17 protein-coding genes and 1 pseudogene are annotated in these 22,091 nt (G+C 48.4%); 3 read left to right on the top strand and 15 right to left on the bottom strand.

Going from position 1 to position 22,091, the window contains the following annotated elements; genetic code table 11:
• Positions 1-21: 21 nt before the first annotated feature.
• From rpoS to rlmD, 15 genes and pseudogenes are all read right to left on the bottom strand, one after another.
• Positions 22-1,002 carry an RNA polymerase sigma factor RpoS gene (gene rpoS, locus SHEWANA3_RS05890; RefSeq protein WP_011621912.1) on the bottom strand — a complete coding sequence of 327 codons (981 nt, stop codon included), beginning with the start codon at positions 1,000-1,002 and terminating at the stop codon, positions 22-24.
• Positions 1,003-1,082: 80 nt separating this feature from the next.
• Positions 1,083-1,979 (bottom strand): peptidoglycan DD-metalloendopeptidase family protein, encoded by an 897-nt coding sequence (locus tag SHEWANA3_RS05885; RefSeq protein WP_011716223.1) that lies wholly within the window; start codon positions 1,977-1,979, stop codon positions 1,083-1,085.
• A gap of 84 nt (positions 1,980-2,063) precedes the next feature.
• The gene (locus SHEWANA3_RS05880; RefSeq protein WP_011716222.1) at positions 2,064-2,699 is read right to left on the bottom strand and encodes a protein-L-isoaspartate(D-aspartate) O-methyltransferase; all 636 of its coding nucleotides are present in this window, start codon (positions 2,697-2,699) and stop codon (positions 2,064-2,066) included.
• On the bottom strand, positions 2,696-3,445 hold the full coding sequence (gene surE / locus SHEWANA3_RS05875) for a 5'/3'-nucleotidase SurE (protein ID WP_011716221.1): 750 nt from the start codon (positions 3,443-3,445) through the stop codon (positions 2,696-2,698). The genes SHEWANA3_RS05880 and surE overlap by 4 nt, the downstream gene beginning before the upstream one ends.
• Positions 3,442-4,569, bottom strand: a complete 1,128-nt coding sequence (locus SHEWANA3_RS05870; RefSeq protein WP_011716220.1) for a tRNA pseudouridine(13) synthase TruD — start codon at positions 4,567-4,569, stop codon at positions 3,442-3,444. The genes surE and SHEWANA3_RS05870 overlap by 4 nt, the downstream gene beginning before the upstream one ends.
• A gap of 29 nt (positions 4,570-4,598) precedes the next feature.
• Entirely contained in the window at positions 4,599-5,078 is a 480-nt protein-coding gene (gene ispF / locus SHEWANA3_RS05865) for a 2-C-methyl-D-erythritol 2,4-cyclodiphosphate synthase (RefSeq protein WP_011621907.1), read from the bottom strand.
• 51 nt (positions 5,079-5,129) lie between these two features.
• Positions 5,130-5,879, bottom strand: a complete 750-nt coding sequence (ispD, locus tag SHEWANA3_RS05860) for a 2-C-methyl-D-erythritol 4-phosphate cytidylyltransferase (RefSeq protein ID WP_011716219.1) — start codon at positions 5,877-5,879, stop codon at positions 5,130-5,132.
• Between the two features lie 10 nt (positions 5,880-5,889).
• Positions 5,890-6,189 (bottom strand): cell division protein FtsB, encoded by a 300-nt coding sequence (gene ftsB, locus SHEWANA3_RS05855; RefSeq protein ID WP_011625569.1) that lies wholly within the window; start codon positions 6,187-6,189, stop codon positions 5,890-5,892.
• A gap of 100 nt (positions 6,190-6,289) precedes the next feature.
• The gene (eno, locus tag SHEWANA3_RS05850; RefSeq protein WP_011716218.1) at positions 6,290-7,585 is read right to left on the bottom strand and encodes a phosphopyruvate hydratase; all 1,296 of its coding nucleotides are present in this window, start codon (positions 7,583-7,585) and stop codon (positions 6,290-6,292) included.
• A 213-nt stretch (positions 7,586-7,798) separates the two neighbouring features.
• Positions 7,799-9,439 (bottom strand): CTP synthase, encoded by a 1,641-nt coding sequence (locus SHEWANA3_RS05845; protein ID WP_011716217.1) that lies wholly within the window; start codon positions 9,437-9,439, stop codon positions 7,799-7,801.
• A gap of 116 nt (positions 9,440-9,555) precedes the next feature.
• Positions 9,556-10,434 (bottom strand): nucleoside triphosphate pyrophosphohydrolase, encoded by an 879-nt coding sequence (mazG, locus tag SHEWANA3_RS05840; RefSeq protein WP_011716216.1) that lies wholly within the window; start codon positions 10,432-10,434, stop codon positions 9,556-9,558.
• A 180-nt stretch (positions 10,435-10,614) separates the two neighbouring features.
• A pseudogene (locus tag SHEWANA3_RS23140) lies at positions 10,615-10,901 on the bottom strand (IS481 family transposase); the annotation flags it as partial.
• Between the two features lie 143 nt (positions 10,902-11,044).
• Positions 11,045-13,750, bottom strand: coding sequence for a hypothetical protein (locus SHEWANA3_RS05835; RefSeq protein ID WP_011716214.1), 2,706 nt, complete (start codon positions 13,748-13,750; stop codon positions 11,045-11,047).
• Between the two features lie 514 nt (positions 13,751-14,264).
• Positions 14,265-16,472, bottom strand: a complete 2,208-nt coding sequence (relA, locus tag SHEWANA3_RS05830; protein ID WP_011716213.1) for a GTP diphosphokinase — start codon at positions 16,470-16,472, stop codon at positions 14,265-14,267.
• Positions 16,473-16,661: 189 nt separating this feature from the next.
• Positions 16,662-18,011: a 23S rRNA (uracil(1939)-C(5))-methyltransferase RlmD gene (gene rlmD, locus SHEWANA3_RS05825; protein WP_011716212.1), complete on the bottom strand. Its 1,350-nt coding sequence runs from the start codon at positions 18,009-18,011 to the stop codon at positions 16,662-16,664.
• A gap of 101 nt (positions 18,012-18,112) precedes the next feature.
• Here rlmD and barA point away from each other — a divergent pair, with 101 nt between their 5' ends.
• The 3 genes from barA to SHEWANA3_RS05810 all read left to right on the top strand — a co-directional run bounded on the left by barA (position 18,113) and on the right by SHEWANA3_RS05810 (position 22,091).
• Positions 18,113-20,920, top strand: coding sequence for a two-component sensor histidine kinase BarA (barA, locus tag SHEWANA3_RS05820; RefSeq protein ID WP_011716211.1), 2,808 nt, complete (start codon positions 18,113-18,115; stop codon positions 20,918-20,920).
• Complete coding sequence (locus tag SHEWANA3_RS05815; RefSeq protein WP_011716210.1) at positions 20,895-21,494, top strand: YjaG family protein; 600 nt, start codon at positions 20,895-20,897, stop codon at positions 21,492-21,494. Before barA ends, SHEWANA3_RS05815 begins: the two co-directional genes overlap by 26 nt.
• 363 nt (positions 21,495-21,857) lie before the next feature.
• Positions 21,858-22,091, top strand: a complete 234-nt coding sequence (locus SHEWANA3_RS05810) for a DUF3319 domain-containing protein (RefSeq protein WP_011625558.1) — start codon at positions 21,858-21,860, stop codon at positions 22,089-22,091.

Below are 22,091 nucleotides of genomic sequence, written 5' to 3'. Positions count from 1 at the left end.
GGAAGGCTAAATATCTGAACCTTAGTTTCTAAAGAGTGCCTCTACAGAGAGACCTTGAGCGCCCAGCAAATCACGTAGGCGTTTTAGGGCTTCCACTTGAATTTGGCGAACACGTTCACGGGTGAGGCCAATTTCAGCACCGACGTCTTCAAGGGTTGAGGGTTCATAACCTAACAAACCAAAGCGGCGCGCTAACACTTCTCTTTGCTTGGTATTGAGTTCATTAAGCCATTTCACCACTGAGTTTGAAATGTCTTCATCTTGTACTTTGTAGTCAGGGCCTACGTTGTCGTCATCGGCCAGCACATCGAGTAACGCCTTGTCGTTATCGCCACCTAAGGGGATATCGACAGAGGTGATCTTCTCATTGAGCTTCAGCATACGGCTGACGTCAACACTGGATACTTGCAGTTTTTCGGCAATTTCTTCTGCCGTAGGTTCGTGGTCAAGTTTTTGCGCTAATTCCCGAGCCGTACGTAAATACACGTTGAGTTCTTTTACAACATGGATTGGCAAGCGAATCGTGCGGGTTTGATTCATGATGGCACGTTCAATCGTTTGTCTGATCCACCAAGTCGCATAGGTTGAGAAACGGAAGCCTCTTTCTGGATCGAATTTTTCCACCGCACGGATCAAGCCAAGATTACCCTCTTCGATTAAATCCAGCAGCGCTAGGCCGCGATTATTGTAACGACGGGCAATTTTAACCACGAGTCGCAGGTTACTCTCAATCATGCGATTACGGGATTTTTCGCAGCCTTTTAAGGCCTTACGGGAAAAGTAAACTTCTTCTTCTGCGCTAAGCAGTGGGGAAAATCCTATTTCACCTAAATAGAGCTGAGTGGCATCAAGATTTTTTTGCAGGTCATCTTGAACCTGTTGTTCGAGTCCTAGTTCTTGAACTAAATCAGCGGCAATATCCTCTTTATCGAGATCAAACTCTGCGGTATCTACGGAAAAATCTACTAGTTCTTCTGCGGCAGTGCTATTTATGCGGCTCATGATCAAATCTCCCAAACCTAATGTAAACTGCTTGAATTACTGCAATTTTTTATCCTCCATGCCAACAAGGCCCTAAACAATCATTGCTTAGGTAAATAGTTAAGTGGGTTAACAGACTGACCGTGGTAACGGATCTCGAAGCGAAGCATTACCTGATTAGTACCTGTACTGCCCATTTTTGCAACTGTCTGTCCAGCGAGGACATGTTGCTTTTCTTCGACTAAGATCTGATCTGCATGAGCATAGGCACTAAGGTAATCGTCACTATGTTTAATAATCACTAAATTACCATAACCCCTAAGAGCACTACCTGCGTATACCACCCGCCCATCTGCAGCGGCTTTGATGATATCTCCGCGTTTTCCTGCGATCTTAATTCCTTTATTTCCCTGCTCATTGGCAGAGTATGTCCCAATCAATTTACCTCTTACTGGCCATTGCCACTGACTCACACTGTCTGGCAGTGTTGATGTCGGGGCGACGATCGAAGGGTTAATACTTTGTTGAGAGCTTGTTGCAGAATACGCAGGCTTGGCTTTCTGATCAAGTGTTTTTTTCTGCTGTTCACTTGACAAGTTTTTCGCGGATGAATTGTTACTAGCTGATTGTTTATCAACAGAATTAGCTTTATTTTGTCCTTTAGACGCTGAATTACTTCCACCTAAAGTTGTAGAGCCTTTGCCATTTTGCCCGCGATCATTCGTTAAATATAGAATCTGTCCAGGGTAGATGGTGTACGATTTATCTAATTGATTAATTTTAGCAATTTCGGCGAAATCTTTACCTGCAGCCCAAGAGATCGAGTAAAGGGTGTCACCTTTCTTAACTTTATATGAATTAGATTTAATGTGGCCTTTGTTATGTTTGGAATAACTGTGGGAAAGACTTTCGACAGGTGCGGGGCGACTCGCCTGAAAGCTACAGCCCGCAAGCAACAACACTAAACTGAGGTTTAAGAGTAAACCCACATTCAACAATAAAAACTCCTCTTTAGGGCTATCTTACTGTTTTACCTAATTATAAAGTTAAAGTATTTAACGAAGTGACCTAAAGCTAAAAACTTAAGCGAGCTCGCCATTGATCAAGGGAACAAATTTGACGGTTTCGATCACTTCAGAACTAAAACGGTCCGAGCGGCGGGTAAAGCGCATCAATTGCTGCGTCTCTTCCCCCACAGGGATGATCAGCACGCCCCCTTCAGCTAACTGGGACAATAAGGCTTCGGGAACCTTAGCCGCTGCCGCCGTGACCATAATGCCATCAAAGGGGCTGCGATTCGGCCAGCCCTGCCAGCCATCGCCATATTTAAATGACACATTATGCAGATCGAGTCGCTTTAATCTTTGTCTCGCTTGGATCTGTAACCCTTTGATACGTTCAATGGTGCACAGTTCTGGCACTAATTGCGCGAGGATCGCCGCTTGGTAGCCAGAGCCCGTTCCTACCTCAAGTACCTTTTGCGGCTGATGTTGCAGCAGTAATTCTGTCATACGCGCGACGATATAAGGCTGAGAAATCGTTTGTCCTTGGCCTATAGGCAAGGCGGTATTTTCGTAGGCTTTATGGGCCAGCGCATTATCAAGAAACAACTCGCGCGGGGTACGGGATATTGCCTTAAGAACGGCTGGATGGCGGATCCCCGCCTCCTGAAGCTTTTTAGCTAAATTCACCGCCGATGTTAAGGCAACCCGAGTCATATTTTATCTACCCAATCTTGCAATACCGATAATTGTCTATGCGCAGTCAAGTCCACGGTTAAGGGAGTGATCGACACATAACCATGGGCTACCGCATGGAAGTCCGTTCCTTCACTCGCATCTTGTTCTACACCCGGTGGACCGAGCCAAAAAATCTCTTTCCCCGCAGGATCTTGTGTTCGCACTATGCCTTCGGCCTTATGCCGTGCACCTAGGCGCGTCACCCTGATCCCTTTAATCTCATCGAGCGGTAAATCGGGCACATTGATATTGAGGATCTGATCGCTCGCAATTGGATGCGCTAACAGCCCCTGCACAATTCGCCGCGCATACACAGCCGCGGTGTGATAATGCTTTAATGCCTTACCATTAAGCGAAATCGCAACGGCGGGGAAACCTAAAAACCGCCCCTCCATCGCCGCCGCTACCGTGCCCGAATATAAAGTGTCATCCCCCATATTCGCGCCAGCATTGATACCCGATACCACCATATCCGGCTCACCATCACAAAGCTCACGTATGGCTAAGTGAACGCAATCCGTGGGTGTACCGTGAACCGAAATATAACCATTATCTAACCTATTAATTCTTAATGGGTTAGTCAAGGTTAAAGAGTTACTTGCGCCGGAGCAATTACGATCGGGCGCGACCGTCATCACAGTAGCGATTTCGGCGAGCGCCTCGGTTAAGGCTCTGATCCCCGGCGCATTCACACCATCATCATTACTGACTAGGATGCGGATCATAAAGCTGACTCGCCCTTATCGGTTGTAATGGCCTCTGCTGAATCGGTTTCTGATGCTGTGTTTGTTTCAGCTGCGTTTGCATCAGGCGTGACTGTCGCTTGCCATTGCAGCTCTTTCACATCTTGATAATCAACCAGCTCTCGTAACAGCGATGTCGCAAAGCTGCCCGCAGGTAAGATAAATTCGAGCACTAATCCATCCTCGGTTTGCTCGTATTTAAGGCCTTGAGGTTCAAGCAGCAATGGACGGCGCTCCTGCTCAAGCCCCGCGTGCTCAAGGCCGTAGCAATCTTCGCTCAGCTCTGCCATGGCGAGGGTTTCAACCTCGGCGGCTTCGCCCTGCGGCAACATTTTTCCGCGGCCCCAAAGTGGCGCAGAAAGCTGAATATCCTTCTCAATCAAGCGTTTCAATACCACTAAGTCCCATTCTGGCGTGACGAAAAAGCTCTTACTGCCCGCCAGCATCACGCAATCCCCCGCTAAGGGTTTAGTGCCATGATTCGCCAAACGATAGGAGACAACGGTATTGAACAGATTGGAGCGCACCGCAGACAGGTACATGCTGCGCTTATTACGGTCTTTCACCTTTTTGCCCGCCAGCATTTGCCGACCCATCACCAGGTTTTTACCATCGTGGCCGAAACGCTGCTCACCAAAATAGTTAGGCACACCAATTTGGCTGACTTTTTCGATGCGGCTGATAATGTCTTCCACGTTTGTGACATTACGCAGGGTAAGAATAAAACGGTTGCCCAAGAGCGCGCCAATACGCAGTTTTTTGCTATGGCGACTGCTGGATAAAATGGTTAAGCGCTCGCTGTTAAGCTCGCTCCACGCCGGGGTTTCTTTACCTGGGATACGAATGCCAAACCACTGTTCTGTGATGGCATTTTTATCTTTTTGTCCGGCATAGGTCACTTCTTTGGGATGAACCTTAGCGAACTTGGCCAGCATTTCAGCCACTTGCACCGTATTCAGCCCATCCTTACGAATGTGGACTAAATGATGCTCGCCCTCGCCCGACGGGCTAAAAGGCAAAATCTCTTTCACGATAAAGTCGCTGTTAACGGTTCTTAAATCGGCGGTGGCCGTCGGTTTGCCGTACAGGTAATGTAGTTCGCTCATGGGTCTTTCTTATCTCTTAAAGTTTCAAGCTATTGGCGGCTGAGTAATACAACGGCTTCGACCGCAATGCCTTCTTTGCGGCCGGTAAACCCGAGTTTTTCAGTGGTGGTAGCCTTAACGTTGATATCGGCAATGTCAGCATTAAGATCGGCCGCCAACACTTGGCGCATATCCTCGATATGCGGCGCCATCTTTGGTGCCTGGGCAATGATAGTGACATCCAGATTACCCAGCTCAAATCCCTTCGCCCGCGCTAACGCATAACAGTGTCGCAGCAAGACGCGACTATCGGCGCCTTTATAGGCGGCATCGGTATCGGGGAAATGTTTACCAATATCCCCAAGGGCCATCGCCCCTAGAATGGCATCGGAGATGGCATGCAACACCACATCACCGTCGGAATGAGCCACCAACCCAGTTTCGTAAGGGACTTCGACCCCACATAAAATTAACGGGCGCGCTTCACCAAATTTATGGACATCAAAACCATGGCCGATTCGGATTTTCATTACTTATTTCCTAACGTATTTAATAGATTGCGCAATTCACTCTGCTTGGCTTCAAGCATTCGCGCGCAGTAAAAAAAGTTCTGCCAACTCCAAATCATCGGGATGGGTGACTTTAATGTTATCCGCCCGCCCCGCGACCAAACCAGGGGAAATGCCCGCCCACTCCATCGCCGAGGCTTCATCGGTCACGACAGCCCCCGCGGCAAGCGCGGCTTTTAAATGTAATCGCAACAAGGAGGTTGGGAATAACTGCGGTGTCAACGCATGCCAGAGATTATCGCGGCAAACAGTCGAGCTAATTTCACCTAAGCTATTGGCGCGCTTCATGGTATCCCGCACAGGCATGGCTAAAATCGCCCCTTGGGGAAAGTGCACCCGCGATGCCAACAATTTATCAATGTCTTGCGCCGTCAGGCAGGGTCTGGCCGCATCGTGAACTAAAGCCCAACCATTATCAGGCGCCTTATCGAGTGCCGCCAGCACCGAGTCGGCACGCTCAGAACCGCCAATGACAGTTACCAGCTTGGGATGCTTGGCCTGCGGCAACGCGGCAAACTTGGTATCCTCAGGATGCAGCGCCACAATCACTTGGTTAATTTGCGGATGGGATAATAACTTATCTAAGGTATGAGCCAGAATGCTTTGTCCCAGCAAGGTTAAATATTGTTTGGGTTTGCCCGCGCCCATGCGGCTGCCAATCCCCGCGGCGGGCACAATCGCCACCACATGGTGCGAGAAAGGATCAATTTGAACTGCAACTTGGGTTTCGACCTGCGGCGCGGCCTCTAATACGGTATCCATAGGCGCTCCGTTACTGCGAGGGACTCGATACTGAACGGTCACCGCCCACCACGCGATAGAAGGTTTCGCCTTCTTTCACCATGCCTAGCTCGTTACGCGCCCGCTCTTCAATCGCTTCGGTACCACTCTTAAGGTCGATAATTTCCTCTTTAAGCACTTGATTACGCTCATTGAGTTTTGCATTACCTTCTTGCTGAGCCGCGATCTGTTTTTGCAGAACAAAGTATTCGGGCAGGCTATTATCACCCGACCACAGCCGATATTGCAGCAAACCGAGAAGCACTATGAGTGCAATGACAAAGAATTTCATGGAGGAATTAGCGTCAGTATCTTGAATTAAAAAAATATACTGCAGATAGTACAACAAAAAAGGCCACCAAGTGGTGGCCTTTTTACATCAGACGACTAAATTACGCCTGACCTTTGATTTCTTTCAAACCGCGGTATGGCGCTTTTTCACCTAATTGCTCTTCGATACGCAGCAATTGGTTGTATTTAGCAACACGGTCAGAACGGCACAGTGAACCCGTCTTGATTTGGCCAGCCGCAGTACCTACCGCTAAATCAGCGATAGTAGAGTCTTCAGTTTCACCGCTACGGTGTGAAATCACCGCAGTGTAACCCGCCGCTTTTGCCATACGGATAGCCGCTAAGGTTTCAGTTAATGAACCGATTTGGTTGAACTTGATCAGGATTGAGTTAGCGATGCCGTTCTCGATACCACGGGTTAAGATCTTAGTGTTAGTTACGAATAAATCGTCGCCCACTAATTGGATCTTGTCACCCATGATCTTAGTTTGGTATGCCCAACCATCCCAATCTGACTCGTCCAGACCGTCTTCAATAGACACGATTGGATATTGCTCAGTCAGTGATTTCAGGAAGTCAGAGAAACCGTTTGAATCGAATACTTTGCCTTCGCCAGACAGGTCATATTTACCGTCTTTGTAGAACTCAGAAGCCGCACAGTCTAATGCCAGAGTCACGTCGGTACCCAGCTTGTAACCTGCTAATTCAACGGCTTCTTTGATTACCGCTAATGCATCAGCGTTAGAAGACAGGTTAGGTGCGAAACCACCTTCGTCACCCACAGAAGTGCTTAAACCTTTGCCGTGCAGTACTTTCTTCAGTGTGTGGAAAATCTCAGCGCCCATACGTAAAGCTTCGCGGAAGTTTTTCGCGCCAACAGGTTGAACCATGAACTCTTGGATATCAACGTTGTTATCAGCGTGCTCGCCACCGTTGAGGATGTTCATCATAGGCACTGGCATAGCGTATTGGCCAGGAGTACCGTTTAATTCCGCAATGTGAGCGTATAAAGGCATGCCTTTGAATGCTGCAGCCGCTTTAGCCGCCGCTAAAGACACAGCCAGAATCGCGTTAGCGCCTAACTTGTCTTTGTTTTCAGTGCCGTCTAAGTCGATCATGATTTGATCAAGCTCAGCCTGTGCAGTCGCATCTTTACCGATTAACGCCGCACGGATAGGGCCGTTTACGTTAGCCACAGCCGTTAATACACCTTTACCTAAGTAACGGCTCTTGTCGCCATCACGCAGTTCCAGCGCTTCGCGGCTACCGGTAGAAGCACCAGATGGCGCAGCCGCCATACCGATAAAACCACCTTCTAAATGCACTTCGGCTTCAACTGTTGGGTTACCACGAGAATCCATAATCTCGCGACCAATCACGTTAATAATCTTAGCCATATTACCCTCGATTTAAGTTTAAAAGAGAAAAGAAAAAACCAATACCAATGGGAATTAACAGATGTAGAGTACGACCAAAATCTTTAAATTCCGTTTACTATTTCCGTCTATACGCATGTCGTTTATACACATGGGTATGAGTTTTGACTCATGATTACGCGGCCTGAGTGTAACAAAAGGCCGGGCCCACTGTCGCGGGTCCGGCCTTAAAATTTATTTCTTCAGATCACGTTTTTGATGTGCACTTGCGGCAGCAACGAAACCTTCGAACAATGGATGACCATCGCGTGGGGTCGAAGTGAATTCTGGGTGGAATTGACCCGCTACAAACCAAGGATGATCTTTCAGCTCAATCATCTCAACCAGTTTACGGTCCGAAGATAAACCACTAAATACCAGACCCGCTTGCTCTAAACGTTCTCTGTACTTGTTGTTCACTTCGTAACGGTGACGGTGACGCTCAACACAAGTGTTACCTTTGTACGCTTGCGCCGCTTTTGAGCCTTCCAGCAGGTGACATAACTGCGCACCTAAACGCATAGTGCCACCTAAATCAGAAGCTTCATGGCGTTGTTCAACGTTACCTTCTTCATCAACCCATTCAGTGATTAAGCCAACCACAGGGAATGGCGTTGCTTTATTGAACTCGGTTGAGTGAGCATCGGTCATGCCAGCAACGTTACGAGCGAATTCAATCAGCGCCACTTGCATACCTAAACAGATACCAAAGTACGGCAGCTCGTTTTCACGGGCATATTTAGCCGCTAGGATCTTACCTTCCACACCGCGCTCACCGAAGCCACCTGGAACTAAGATACCGTCTAAACCTTGCAGAACTTCATCGCCTTTCGCTTCAACGGTTTGTGAGTCAATATACTTGATGCTCACAGATACACGGTTCTTCAGACCCGCGTGTTTTAATGCTTCGTTGACTGACTTATAGGCGTCTGGCAGTTCGATGTATTTACCGACCATACCAATCACGACTTCGCCGTTTGGATTGGCTTCTTGGTAAATGACGTTTTCCCACTCAGACAAGTCAGCTTCGCGGCATTCTAAGCCAAAACGCTTAACCACTAAGTCATCTAAACCCTGTGAACGCAGCAGCGCAGGGATCTTGTAGATGCTGTCGACGTCTTTTAATGAAATAACCGCACGTTCTTCAACGTTACAGAATAACGAAATCTTCGCACGTTCGTTGGCAGGAATCGCGCGGTCGCCACGGCAGATCAGCACATCCGGTGCAATACCGATAGAACGCAATTCTTTCACTGAATGTTGAGTCGGTTTCGTTTTCACTTCACCCGCGGCGCCAAGGAATGGCACTAAGGTTAAATGCATAAACAGGGTACGATCGCGGCCCAGTTCAACGCCTAATTGGCGGATAGACTCAAGGAATGGCAGTGATTCGATATCACCAACAGTACCGCCGATTTCAACGATAGCCACATCGTGACCTTCACCGCCTGCAATCACTTTTTCTTTGATCGCGTTAGTGATGTGTGGGATCACCTGAATCGTCGCGCCTAAATAGTCACCGCGACGCTCTTTACGCAGTACTTCCTCGTAAATACGACCCGTAGTGAAGTTGTTGCGACGGTTCATCTTAGTACGGATGAAACGCTCATAGTGGCCAAGATCAAGGTCTGTTTCTGCGCCGTCCTCAGTCACAAACACTTCACCATGTTGCGTTGGGCTCATGGTACCTGGATCAACGTTAATGTATGGGTCCAGTTTCATGATGGTTACATTGAGACCACGGGCCTCTAAAATTGCGGCTAATGAAGCGGCTGCAATGCCTTTACCTAGTGATGAAACCACACCACCAGTAACGAAGATATACCTTGTAGTCATGCTGAACCTGAGAAAATGAGTTTGAAAATACGTGCTTGTAAGAAAGCACTAGGACGGGGCAGTAGTATACCAAAGGTGTTGCCATTCGACAAACACCAATCCGGATAATTTGCCCTTTATCTTGACTCGCCCTGTTTAACCTTATCCCAATAGACATCTAACTCTTCTAAGCTATGTTCTTCTAATGCTTTATTATTTTGTCTTGCAAATGCCTCAACACCTTTAAAACGGCGTTCAAATTTAACATTGGCTTGGCGCAGCGCTTGTTCTGGGTCCACCTTTAAATGGCGCGCCAAATTCACCACTGCAAATAATAAGTCGCCCATTTCGGCCTGCACTTTGGCTTGGTCGAGCGTTGGCTGATTCACCTCCGCAAACACTTCATCAATTTCTTCATGGATTTTTGCGACAACAGGCTCAAGCTCAGGCCAATCGAACCCAACGCGCGCGACCCGTTGCTGAATTTTGATTGAACGGGATAACGCTGGCTGCGCGCGCGGAATATCATCAAGCACAGAAACCTCGCTTAATGAAGCCCCCCCAGCCGCCAATGCCTTTTGTTCACGCTCGCTGGCTTTGATTGCTTCCCAATTGGCCTTCATCTGCTGACTACTGGCATCGGCCTCGAATACTTCATTACCAAACACATGGGGATGACGGCGGGTCAGTTTGTCGGTGATTTTATTAACGACAGTGCTGAAATCGAACCTGCCCTGCTCTTTGCCAAGCTGGCAATAAAACACCACTTGGAATAATAAATCCCCCAGCTCATCAGGTAATTCGTCTAAGGCTAAACGTTCAATCGTGTCAGCCACCTCATAGGCCTCTTCGAGGGTAAAAGGCACTATGGTTTGATAAGTCTGGGCTTTATCCCATGGGCAACCCGTTTGCGGATCGCGCAGCTTCTCCATAATCTTCAGTAGCGGCGCAACATCGGTTGCAGAAAGTGCTGTTGCGGGAAGCTCAGTAATAGAAGGCGTGATATGGGAAGTCATGCAGATATCCTTTCAAGAGAGTCGACACAGGTGCAGGATGCGTAAACAGGAATACACTCAAGCTGAGTCGCAACTAAGGCTGTAATAAGGGCAATAAAGCGCTAATGATAAAGTAGCCAAGCTCAAAGTGCTATTTAGAGTCTGGTATTAGGTTTTAACGAAGAGGATATGCCCATCATAGGCTTCATCCTTTTGCCGTTTACACTCAAGGGCGGCAACTTGTTCATCCGAAAGGATTATCCCTTCTGGCTCGACTTTGGCTTCGAGGGCTTCTAATCGCTTTTGAAGTTCTCTAAGCCATGCAGTAACCAAATGGAGCTCACGCCACTGGCGGAGACAAATATCCCTTGTTTTCGAAGCTCGTTACTAGAGCGAGACTGCCCATGGGCAGGAAATACGATAGCATGTGTTAAGACAGCATTTTCAGTTACATCATCAACACGATTCTTGAGGTACAGTGTTCTTCTGGGCTGCAATCCCCAAAAAAGAAGGCCAGCTGGATTGCTGACCTTCTCTTTACAACTATTCACCTTCAGTCGCCAAACACTCAGTAACCGCCCCCCCAAATAGCTATATGGCAACTTTACACAAGTCGCCTAGGCACCAAATACTAAAATCCAAGTGCCGGGGTTTGGCTGGGTTCCAACACCAAACGGGCAACACCAGTGACGCCTGCACCATAAGGCCTGCTGGCCTGTATACCTCGACTGGATGCAGCCGGTGCTGCTGCTTGGTTCCAGTAATCAAAGGCTATTTCTTCATAGATATTGAGTCTGGGGCCCAAACCGCGGGCAACATACCAAGGCGACTGGCTGTCATTTCTGCGTTCTTCAAATTCAAATACATAAATACGTGGGCCCAAAACGCCAAACTCCAATTCTTTAAGCACATACCAATCACGGCGAGCGCATGCCTCGGTGGTCACATCACCACACTTCCAGCGGTAAATTGACTGGAATGCCACATCATCCGATTCGGTATCTACTATCCAATTAATGGGAGTGTTAAATATGGGCGCAAAATCAGGTGGTGAGGATTGGAAACTGCCCAACTGATAACCTTCACCATTGGCATTGAACTGCCAACCAAAATAGGCGAAACCGTTATCCCATAACAAATTACCGTTATCCCAGGCCGATTTATGCCATTGATTGATAGTGGTATTCCAGTACTTGCCCTCTGCGTTGGTCAAGTCAAAGGTCCCAATCACACCGTTTTCAAGCTCCAATGCATAGTCTGTATCTGCGGCAAGTAAGTTACCCTCTGCATCGTAGGATTCACTGAATACCTGTATATCGCTGCCTGACTGGTCAAGCTTGCTGATATGCACGCTACTGCCATCTTCAAATCGGGCAATAAAGGTGCCATGCTCATTAATGCTCCAGGTGAAAGGCCGCTCCAGTACCCTAGCTATACCTGTACCATCAGCACTAACCTCAAACAAGTCGGCAAACATATCAGAGTAACCGAGTCCTGGCTCACCAAAGTAGTAATAATGTTCGATAATCCAGTCGCTGACTACCTCGTCGGCGGTGAGTTTAAGTTCACTCAGTTTATCGCCATTGCGCATCAGCTGATCGGTGGTGGACTCATTCAACTTTCCACTGGTCGAAATCACCACACCACCATCCAACGTCACCGGCGTCATGGTTTCTTTTACCGATGCGACAATACGGAAGGTGTCAGTTTTCTCGCCTTCGATTACCCGTTTCATAGTGGTGCTTTGCGGTTTACGCAGCACCTCCACCTGGTTGACTCCTGCATTATGCAGCTGGTTAACCTGCGCCATAGTTAATCCGGCAACGCCCTCCTCGACGGCGGGATAACTGTAGGAGCCAATGGGATCGGAATAGGTGAGGGTTAAGATGCCATCGGTGAGTGCCCAGCTGAACTTCTCTACACGACCAGTTGTTTCAATCCCGCTGCCGTTCTGGTGGAATTCAAATCGGCCACCGCCGCGGGACAAAAAGCCTGCCGCCGCTGGATACACTTCATAGTAGGTGCTGGCGAGACTGTCTGGCGCAATCGGGGGGGTCAGTTCAGGATCAGCGATGATATCATCGACGGTCGCACTAATAATACCTGGCGTGGCGGTTTCGGCCGCTGTCACGTAGCTGTTGTATGCTTCGGTATTGGTCAGCAACTCCAGCACATTACTGACCCCTTCCGGCAAGGCAAACGCCCCCCCCTGTGTAATCAGTTTCACCACAGCGGCTGCCTCTATCAACTCATCCGGACTAACTGATTTTTCAACCAGAGTGAATTGGTCTAAATCAGCTGGAACCTCACCATTGTTAGCTGAGACTATCAGCGAATACAAAGCGGTTGAAACTGCATTGATAGACACAGTATTGGCGACCTCATCGGCCAGAGTTTCTGCCTTGGTAGCAGTTGGCGAAACCTGAATTCTGGAGGTCACTTTGCCTACCACAGCCGTCTGTACCGGATCCGCTGTCAGCTGGGGGACAAACTTGTAATACTCCAAACCGGCAGTGCTGGCTGATTTAACAATGAGATTGGTAAACAGATTGGTTTCATCATCGTCAGCTTTAAGTGGCAGGCTAAAAGCACCATTGCTGTCAGTTGTGGTGCTAAAACTGGTACCAGCCACGGTGCCGCTGACCTCGGAGCTGGCAAAGGCTGCGTCAGTAACATTCCCCGTGACGGTATAAGTCACCATGACTGGGGTCACGATGACAGTTCCGACTACTGAGGCGGATTCATCATCATCGTCAGTAACCATCAGACTGAAGCCTAGGTCAGTATCAACCGAAACACTTGGCGCCGTAAAACTTAAGGAAGCCGTGGTTTCACCGGCCAGAGTTACCGGGGAGCCAGAGGTTTGGGTCCAAAGATATGAGCTGATACTACCATCCGGATCAGTCGCTGAGGCTGTTAAGGTCACGGCCGACTTTTCAACTACACCTTCAAAGACGGCTGTGACCGTGGGTAACTTATTGTTGGCCACCAGCACCGAAACCATGGCACTGGCAGTTTGATTGGCGCTGTCAGTAACAGTGACCCGAAGCACTGCGGTCCCATCAGCATCAACGCTCGGAGCGGTCACACCAACGATGGCGCTGGTGATGTTGGCCAGCGTTAACGTGGGGCCAGATTCTTGAGTCCATAGATAGCTGAGCGAGCTGCCATCGTCCTGGCCGACCGAAATAATATCGACGCTTCGGTTTTCTTTAAGCGCAACAGAACTCGCAACGGTTACCGTTGGCATTTCATCGGAGTCATCAGAGCCGCAGGCTGCCAGTATGACAAAAGCCAAAAAACTCACAGACAACTGTTTGAAATTTTTAAATTTCATCGTCACTCCTTAACGAGCTATTGGGTATACACGAGAGGTATGAGATAGAAAACAATCGATAGGTATTGACGAATAATAAGGAATTAGTTCGCCTTTTGACCAATCAAAAAAAGCATAGTTCATATTTAAAAGACGCACGAGAATAATTCTGATTACAGTTCAGTGATTATTGGGTGCGGCCATATCTTTTGTGGTTCGAGCCCTGTTCATACTAGTCTTTAGATTTCCTTCACTTTTTCTATTTTAGAGCGGGTGATGACCTCTGATAGAAGAATACTTATAGTAGGTGCCAATAAACGCACATTTATCATCTAATTAATCGCTACGTCAGAAGTACTTTTTTGTATGATGGAGATAAACTCACGTGGCGAAACCATGAGCGAATACATGGATGTATTATTTATCAAGTAAAGAAATCACCTTCTGAAGAAGGTGGTTTAGGGCTGAAAATAAAAAAGCGGTAGCGCTTTATGCCCTACCGCTTTTTTACAACGCATAATCACAGAATCGAGAATTACAATCTGCGCGCTTCTATCACGCTATCGACTTGGGAGAGCTTAGATAACACCCGCGATAAACCATCAAGATTATAAAGCTCTAATTCCAGCTCAATGGCTGCCGTCTGATTCTTAATATCCGATGAGGAGCTCATGGCAAGCACATTGGACTTTTCGGCGGCTAGTACCGAGGTGAGATCCCGCAATAATCCGCTGCGATCATGGGCTAAGACGCGCAGACGCATGCGATAACCACCTGAATAGTTTTCGCCCCAAACCACATCGACGCCGCGTTCTGGGTGAACGCGCATTAACTCTTTCACCTGCTCACAGTCGGAGCGATGCACAGAAATACCGCGCCCTTTGGTGATAAAGCCTAAAATCTCATCCCCAGGCACGGGTTGGCAGCAACGGGCGATATGGCTAAGTAAATTACCCACGCCATTCACTTCCACCTGTCCTCGGCTATTGGTGCCAGATTTAGGTTGGCTCTTCTTAACTAATTCTTCAACCGCATCTTCTTCGCTCGCCTCATCGAGGCGCAACTTGCTTTGAATATGGTTAACAACCTGATGTAAACGCACATCACCGCCGCCGATGGCGGCAAGCAAGTCGTCCATACTCGCCATATTAAAACGCTCAACGGCGATGGCAGCATCTTTGATTTTAAGGCTGACTCGCGCCAGCTCGGCTTCGAGCATTTCTTTACCGGCGATAATGTTTTTATCGCGGTCTTGCTGCTTAAACCAATGCTGAATTTTCGAACGCGCCCGCGATGTGCGGATATAGCCTAAGTTTGGATTGAGCCAATCGCGCTTAGGATTGGGGTGCTTCGAGGTGATAATCTCGATGCGCTCGCCCGTTTCAACCTGGTAGGTAAACGGTACAATCCGGCCATCGACCTTGGCGCCGATACACTTATGGCCAACCTGCGAGTGAATATAGTAGGCAAAGTCGAGCACGGTTGAACCCAGTGGCAAGTCAACGACTTCACCACTTGGAGTAAAGACATAGACTCTATCTTCAAACACTTGGCTGCGGACTTCTTCGACCAAATTGCCGCTTTCGACCACGTCTTCCTGCCATTGCAGAATTTTACGCAGCCAATTGATTTTTTCTTCGTAGCCGCTCTGTTTGCCGGAGTGATTACCTTCCTTGTATTTCCAGTGCGCGGCAACACCCAGCTCTGCATCTTCATGCATATCTTGGGTACGAATTTGAATTTCAACGGTTTTACCTTCTGGCCCCACCACAACAGTATGGATGGATTGATAACCGTTAGGTTTAGGGTTGGCCACGTAGTCATCAAACTCGCGTGGAATATGATGCCAAAGAGTGTGCACGACCCCTAAGGCGCCGTAGCAATCCTGCAAACGTTCGGTGACAATCCGCACGGCGCGCACGTCAAACAACTCATCAAACTTGAGGTGTTTGCCCTTCATTTTGCGCCAAATGCTGTAGATATGTTTTGGACGACCATAGACCTTAGCGCGGATATGATCCTCATCGAGGCGCTGCTGCAACTGCTCGACAAATTTTTCGATATAGACTTCGCGGTCTAACCGCTTACCATCTAGCTGTTTCGCAATGTCCTTGTAGGTATCTGGATGCAGATAACGGAAGGAAATATCTTCTAATTCCCACTTTAACTGACCAATACCCAAACGGTTCGCGAGCGGCGCATAGATGTCGGCAATTTCGCGGGCCAATAAGACACGGGTTTCTTCATCGGCATTTTTCACGGCGCGAAGCAAACAAACACGCTCGGCTAGTTTTATCACCACGGCGCGCACGTCTTCGACCATTGCCAGCAACATGCGGCGGATATTGTCGATTTGCGGCTCGCTTGAGCGGCTATTGGGATTGATTTTTAACGCGCCAATCGCATCCATGGTCACGACGCTGGCAACTAACCGCGCCAGCGGCTCGCCAAATTTTTCTTTGATCGCCTCTTCATTTAGTAAGCCAGCATCAAACACCACAAACAGAATGGCCGCTTGCAGCGTCTCGATATCCATGTTCAATGGCGCGAGGATTTCAATCATCTCACGGGCACGTTCGAGCAGTTCTCTTTTCGCGGCAGGACTCTTAGCGGGTAAGGCTTCCACCTGTGCAATCAGGGTGAGTAAGGTCTGGGCCTCCTCGACATGACTGACATAGCGAGCCACCCAATCTTCAAGATGAAAATCGGGATCATTAAAGTGCGCTTCGCGAACAGAGACCATCTAATTTATTTCCTTATTCGTGCTCAGAGAAAAGTGGCACCACCTCGGCACTCCTATCTTCAGCATTGGCACGGACTTGTCAAACCCAACGAGACGAAACTTCACATTTTTTACGTTATTCAAACGCTTTGCTTACTTTACACTCGAATAACGCGGGCAAGTGAGGAAACCTTGCCCAATCGATAAGCCTTATTTTGCAAGCTCAAACAAGGCCATGGCTTCGATATGATGTGTCTGCGGGAACATATCGATTAAACCTAACTTTTGTAACTTGTAACCACGCTCGAGCAACACAGCACTGTCGCGGGCCAAGCTCGCCGGATTACAAGAGACATAAACCACTTGGCGGGGTTTCATCTTCTTAAGCCATTGCAAACTCTCGAACGCACCCGCGCGGGCAGGATCGAGTAGCAACTTATCAATCTTCCCCATCCAAGGCTCACAGGATAAATCGGCGCTTAAGTCGCCATGGTAAAAGGTTAAATTGCTTAAGCCATTTGCCGCCGCGTTTTCGCGGGCTTGGCTGACCATTTCTGGCACCCCTTCAACCCCAATCACTTCGGCGCCCAGTTTAGCTAAAGGCAAACTGAAGTTCCCCATACCGCAGAAGAGATCGAGAATTCGCTCACCCGGCTGTGGTGCTAACCATTCTAACGCCTGCGCCACCATGGTCTTGTTAATTTGCGCATTCACTTGCACAAAGTTACCAGGGGTAAAGGTGAGGCTCACAGGCGTTGCATCGGCGTTATCATCGAGTAACTGGTAAACGGGCAATAACAGCGTGCCATTCACTCCATGGAACTCGCCGTTGTTGTCTTGCAGACAAATATGGATTTGATGCTGCTCAGCAAACTGCGCCAGCTTAGCCATATCCTTATCATTTAAGGGTTTAGTGATCCGAATTACCGCAAAATGGCCGTTGTCGGCATCAATTAATTCTACATGCCCAAGGCTCGACTTGGCCGCCAGTTGATTAAGCAACTTAGCAAATGGGGCAATTAAATCCGCTAAGGGTTTCGCCAAGACTAAACAGCTATCAATAGGCACCACTTGGTTGCTGCTCGAAGCGCGAAACCCTAGGCTCAACTGCTTGGTATTTTTATCAAATAGGGTCGCAAGGCGGGCGCGGCGACGATAGTGCCAACCTTCGCCCGTCAATGCAGGCACTGAGTTGCCTTCGGCACCAGCAAATTTGGCCATAATATCAACCAAGGCCGCGGACTTATGCTCGCGCTGCCCTGCTAATGACATATGCTGTAAATCGCAGCCACCACAGCTTTGGTAATGTGGGCATAGCGGCGTGACTCGCTCAGCGCTCGGTGTCTCAACTTTAATCAGCTTGGCTCGGGCATAGTTTTTCTTTTGTTCGGTCAGCTGCGCCTGCACGGTTTCATTCGGCAAGGCGCCGGGGATAAATACGACTTTTCCCTGATGTTGTGCTATACCTGCCCCTAGATGATCCAGCTGGTGCACGCTAAAGGATTGCTTCGCGGACAATTGCTTGGAACTATTTGGTTTTGCTTTAAAAAATTGTGCCATTTCGGCCTCTAAATCAATAAAAAACTGGTAAAGACCGCCCTTTTTCTGGCAGTCTTATAAAATTATATCGTCCCTAGAATTTAGGAAACTGCGCTGCTGCTATGAACCCTGTCAACAACATGACCAAATACAGCTTACGTTCCTGGGTTCTGGTGCTTGCGCTTGCGCCGACGATCTTAGTCGGTATTCTGCTGGGCAGCTACTTTACCATAAATCGCTTCTATGAACTCGAAGATACGCTGATTGAACAGGGCAGCAATATTATCGAACCTTTAGCGATTGCCAGTGAAGTGGGACTCGTGGGCAATGACAGGGAAGCGACGAAACGGCTCCTTGCCGCAGCCCAACTGAATAAATCCACGCTCGTTAAATCTATCGCTATTTTTGACATTCAAAATCAACTGTTTGTCACATCGCATTACCACAAAGATTTCGAAATCATGCGCTATAAAGAGGCGCTGACTAATCTGCACAAAACCGAAATCGAACATGTGGGCGACAGCCTTATCCTACGCACACCGATTTTTGCCACCGCACCACCTGCGCCGGGCGCGCCCGTCAATTTTGATATCCAAACCGATAATGGCGAGTTGCTTGGCTATATTTCGGTGATTATCAATAAAGAACGCGCGCTACTCGAACAACACAGGGCCGCCGTGGCCGCCTTTATTATCGTCTTGATTGGGGTGCAATTAAACCTGTTGTTTACCTTTCGTCTGGTTAAAAACGTCACCCAGCCGATTACCGAAATGGTGCGGGTGGTCGCCAAAATTCGCGAGGGTAAACTCGATGCCAGACTCGAGGGTAATCTTATCGGAGAGCTGGATTTACTCAAACGCGGTATTAACGCCATGGCGGGCTCGCTATCGGAATATCACGATGAGATGCAGCAAAATATCGATCAGGCAACTTCGGATCTGCGGGAAACCTTAGAGCAGATTGAGATCCAAAACGTCGAGCTCGACTTAGCCAAAAAACGCGCGCTGGAGGCCAGCCGCATTAAGTCGGAATTCTTGGCGAACATGTCCCACGAGCTGCGCACACCATTAAACGGCGTGATAGGCTTTGCCCGTCAACTCGTTAAAACCCCGCTACACTCGAGCCAAGTCGATTACATTAATACCATCGAGCGCAGCGCGACTAACCTACTGGCGATTATCAACGATATTCTCGACTTCTCTAAACTCGAAGCCGGTAAAATGGTGCTAGAAAACATGCCATTCGGCCTAAGGGAAACCCTAGGTGAGACAATCACTTTAATCTCCGGCAGCGCGCAGGCGAAAGGGCTGGAGTTAGTGGTCGATATTGCACCCAACGTCCCCGACAATGTTAACGGCGATGCTATGCGTGTTTGCCAAATTATCAATAACTTAGTGGGAAATGCCATCAAGTTTACCGATTCGGGCAGCGTGTTAGTCAAGTTAGAGTTACAAAACCAGACCGATGATCAAGTGGTACTGCGCTGTGATGTGATTGATACCGGCATTGGAATTGATGAAAACCAACAGGACTTCCTGTTCCAAGCCTTTGGCCAAGCGGACTCCTCGATTTCTCGCCGCTTTGGTGGAACAGGGCTAGGGCTGGTCATCACTAAGCGCCTCGTCAACCAAATGGGTGGCCAAATTGGCTTTACCTCTTCGGTGGATAAAGGGTCTAACTTCTGGTTCACTCTGCCATTGGGCCTAGGTCAATTCCAGATTGGCGATTCGCTACCCTTTGAAAAGCTTAAAGATAAAACCGTGCTGTTTTATGAGCCCAGAGTACTCACCCATTCGGTTATTAGTCGCCAGCTAAAACAGTGGGATACAAAAGTCACTCACCATCAACACATTCCGAGCTTGCTGACGACGCTCTCGACCACTGAGCATCAGTTCGATTATGTGCTGTTGAGTTGCCATGGATTTAGCAATCCGAATCAATTGGTCAGCACCTTAAATCAAGCTAAGAGTAAAACAGATTGCTTGATCGTGCTGTTCGATTGCCAAGAGCAGGAAGTACTAAGCCAGTTTATTCGCCCCAATGCCGATGTGGTGTTGTCACTGCCGGTGAGTGAACATCAATTGGCGCGTAATATGCTCTATCCACCAATGGAATATGACATTTTACCTCCCGTGGCGATTACCGTCCCCGCCGCGCGCCAATCCCTTACGGTGTTGGCGGTGGATGATAACTTTGCCAATTTAAAACTGATTGATACGCTGCTTAACGAGTTAGTGACGACCGTCATCGCCGTTAACAGCGGTGAAGAAGCCGTCAAACAAGCCAAGAGTCGCACCTTTGACCTTATCTTTATGGATATCCAGATGCCGGGCACCGACGGCATCAGCGCCACCAAGCAAATCCGCCAAGGGTCGATGAACCGCAACACGCCCATTATTGCCGTGACCGCCCACGCGATTGCCGAGGAACGAGAGCTGATTTTAGGCAGCGGCATGGATGGTTACTTGCCTAAGCCCATAGATGAAGCCGCCCTCAAAGCGGAAATAAACCGCTGGATCACTCGGCCCAAGTTCACCCACTTCGATTTACACACCCTCAACTGGGATCTTTGCTTAACCCAAGCCAACCATAAGTCGGATTTAGCCTTAGATATGTTGCGCATGTTATTGGATTCCTTGCCACAAACGGTCTCGGCAATTGAGACGGCGCTGAGTCAGAACGATCAAGCGACTATGCTCACCACTATCCACAAACTCCATGGAGCCAGTTGCTATTGCGGAGTACCGACCACACAGCGATTATGCCAAGAGATTGAATCGGCATTGAAACGAGATGCTCGTGTCGAAGATCTCGAACCGGAAATACTAGAGTTACTTGATGAGCTAACTAAGGTAGAATCGGCGGCAAAACAAGTGCTATCACAGCTATCAGCGGAAATAACAGATGACCAAAAAAACGGGCTTCTTTAAGCGTTTAAAGGCGCTAGAACTACCACAGAAAAAACTCTTTGCCATTGCCCTTTGCCAACGAATGTTACCTAACTATCAATTGTTTTCAGAGGTTTGCGAGTTTGGCGATCCTGCGGTATTAAGCACTGTGCTCGATCTTCTTTGGCAATCCCAGTACGACAATAAGCTGAAATTCAACATTGATGTGCATTTGCAGCGCTTAGAAGATAACACCCCGGAACCCGCCGATTTTGATAACTATGGCGTATACCCGGCGATGGATGCCGTGGTTGCTCTGTCTACGTTACTCGGTGCGATTCAAACCGATCTTGAAGAAGATATCACCAATATCAGCAAGTTATCCTCAAGCACTGTGGCGAACTACATTGAGACCATCAGCGATGTGGATTTAACCGATGATGCCTTAGATGACTATGTCTTCGCCCATGAAGTGATGGAAGAAGAGCGTGAACTGCAGAATACACTGCTGGAAATTATCGAAGAGAATCCTAAGATCACCGCAGAATTGGTGAAAGGTTTACGCAAAGAGATTATCGAAGCGGGTGTCTCGAATATCGGTATTAGCGTCGCGTAAGTGAGCCCTGCTACCTAAGAGTGGTTCACTATTAGGTAGCATCTTATACCAATCGTATTAAATATCTGTTTATTCAGCGGGAGTTAAACGGGCTTTAGACAAGGCGAAGGCTTGAAGGCATAGTGGCGCTCTGTCGAAAGCCTTAAACGCAGTATAAAGCCCGTTCAACCCCGCCCTTCGGGAGCCTCACAGGCGTCTCACTCCCGTGTTACATTGACTTAAAAGGGAATAACCATTTCTTCGTCAATGCGCCTTGGATTGAGACGCCTGTGAGGCTCTGAACTGATTAGATATTTAATGTGATTGGTATTAGCCAAGGGATAACACTGCGAGGGATAGGATTTAGCCGAGCATCCATTCAATATGAAAAAACTCGTTTACCAAGGATTTATCTTAACCAATAGCGAAGGTCGCACCGATACCTGGAAACTCACCATAGGCCAGCAAAGCCGTATTGGTTCTCTGTTTGAACTGCGCCGTTTAGTCAATTACTACCTTGAGCTGGGGATTGTGCCCGCCACCCGCGCTAGCCTACAAGAGGCGAAACAGACCCAAAACTCCATGAGTAAAAATCCGCTAAAACCCCGCAAACGCTAA

The organism is Shewanella sp. ANA-3, from assembly GCF_000203935.1.
Taxonomy (GTDB): domain Bacteria; phylum Pseudomonadota; class Gammaproteobacteria; order Enterobacterales; family Shewanellaceae; genus Shewanella.
Note: the sequence above shows the minus strand (reverse complement) of the source record. Positions and strands in the feature narration are given on the sequence as shown.

Coding starts and splice junctions, on each gene's coding strand:
- rpoS (WP_011621912.1), bottom strand. CDS start 1,002: ATGAGCCGCATAAATAGCACTGCCGCAGAAGAACTAGTAGATTTTTCC.
- SHEWANA3_RS05880 (WP_011716222.1), bottom strand. CDS start 2,699: ATGACTCGGGTTGCCTTAACATCGGCGGTGAATTTAGCTAAAAAGCTT.
- surE (WP_011716221.1), bottom strand. CDS start 3,445: ATGATCCGCATCCTAGTCAGTAATGATGATGGTGTGAATGCGCCGGGG.
- SHEWANA3_RS05870 (WP_011716220.1), bottom strand. CDS start 4,569: ATGAGCGAACTACATTACCTGTACGGCAAACCGACGGCCACCGCCGAT.
- ispF (WP_011621907.1), bottom strand. CDS start 5,078: ATGAAAATCCGAATCGGCCATGGTTTTGATGTCCATAAATTTGGTGAA.
- ispD (WP_011716219.1), bottom strand. CDS start 5,879: ATGGATACCGTATTAGAGGCCGCGCCGCAGGTCGAAACCCAAGTTGCA.
- ftsB (WP_011625569.1), bottom strand. CDS start 6,189: ATGAAATTCTTTGTCATTGCACTCATAGTGCTTCTCGGTTTGCTGCAA.
- eno (WP_011716218.1), bottom strand. CDS start 7,585: ATGGCTAAGATTATTAACGTGATTGGTCGCGAGATTATGGATTCTCGT.
- SHEWANA3_RS05845 (WP_011716217.1), bottom strand. CDS start 9,439: ATGACTACAAGGTATATCTTCGTTACTGGTGGTGTGGTTTCATCACTA.
- mazG (WP_011716216.1), bottom strand. CDS start 10,434: ATGACTTCCCATATCACGCCTTCTATTACTGAGCTTCCCGCAACAGCA.
- SHEWANA3_RS05835 (WP_011716214.1), bottom strand. CDS start 13,750: ATGAAATTTAAAAATTTCAAACAGTTGTCTGTGAGTTTTTTGGCTTTT.
- relA (WP_011716213.1), bottom strand. CDS start 16,472: ATGGTCTCTGTTCGCGAAGCGCACTTTAATGATCCCGATTTTCATCTT.
- rlmD (WP_011716212.1), bottom strand. CDS start 18,011: ATGGCACAATTTTTTAAAGCAAAACCAAATAGTTCCAAGCAATTGTCC.
- barA (WP_011716211.1), top strand. CDS start 18,113: ATGAACCCTGTCAACAACATGACCAAATACAGCTTACGTTCCTGGGTT.
- SHEWANA3_RS05815 (WP_011716210.1), top strand. CDS start 20,895: ATGACCAAAAAAACGGGCTTCTTTAAGCGTTTAAAGGCGCTAGAACTA.
- SHEWANA3_RS05810 (WP_011625558.1), top strand. CDS start 21,858: ATGAAAAAACTCGTTTACCAAGGATTTATCTTAACCAATAGCGAAGGT.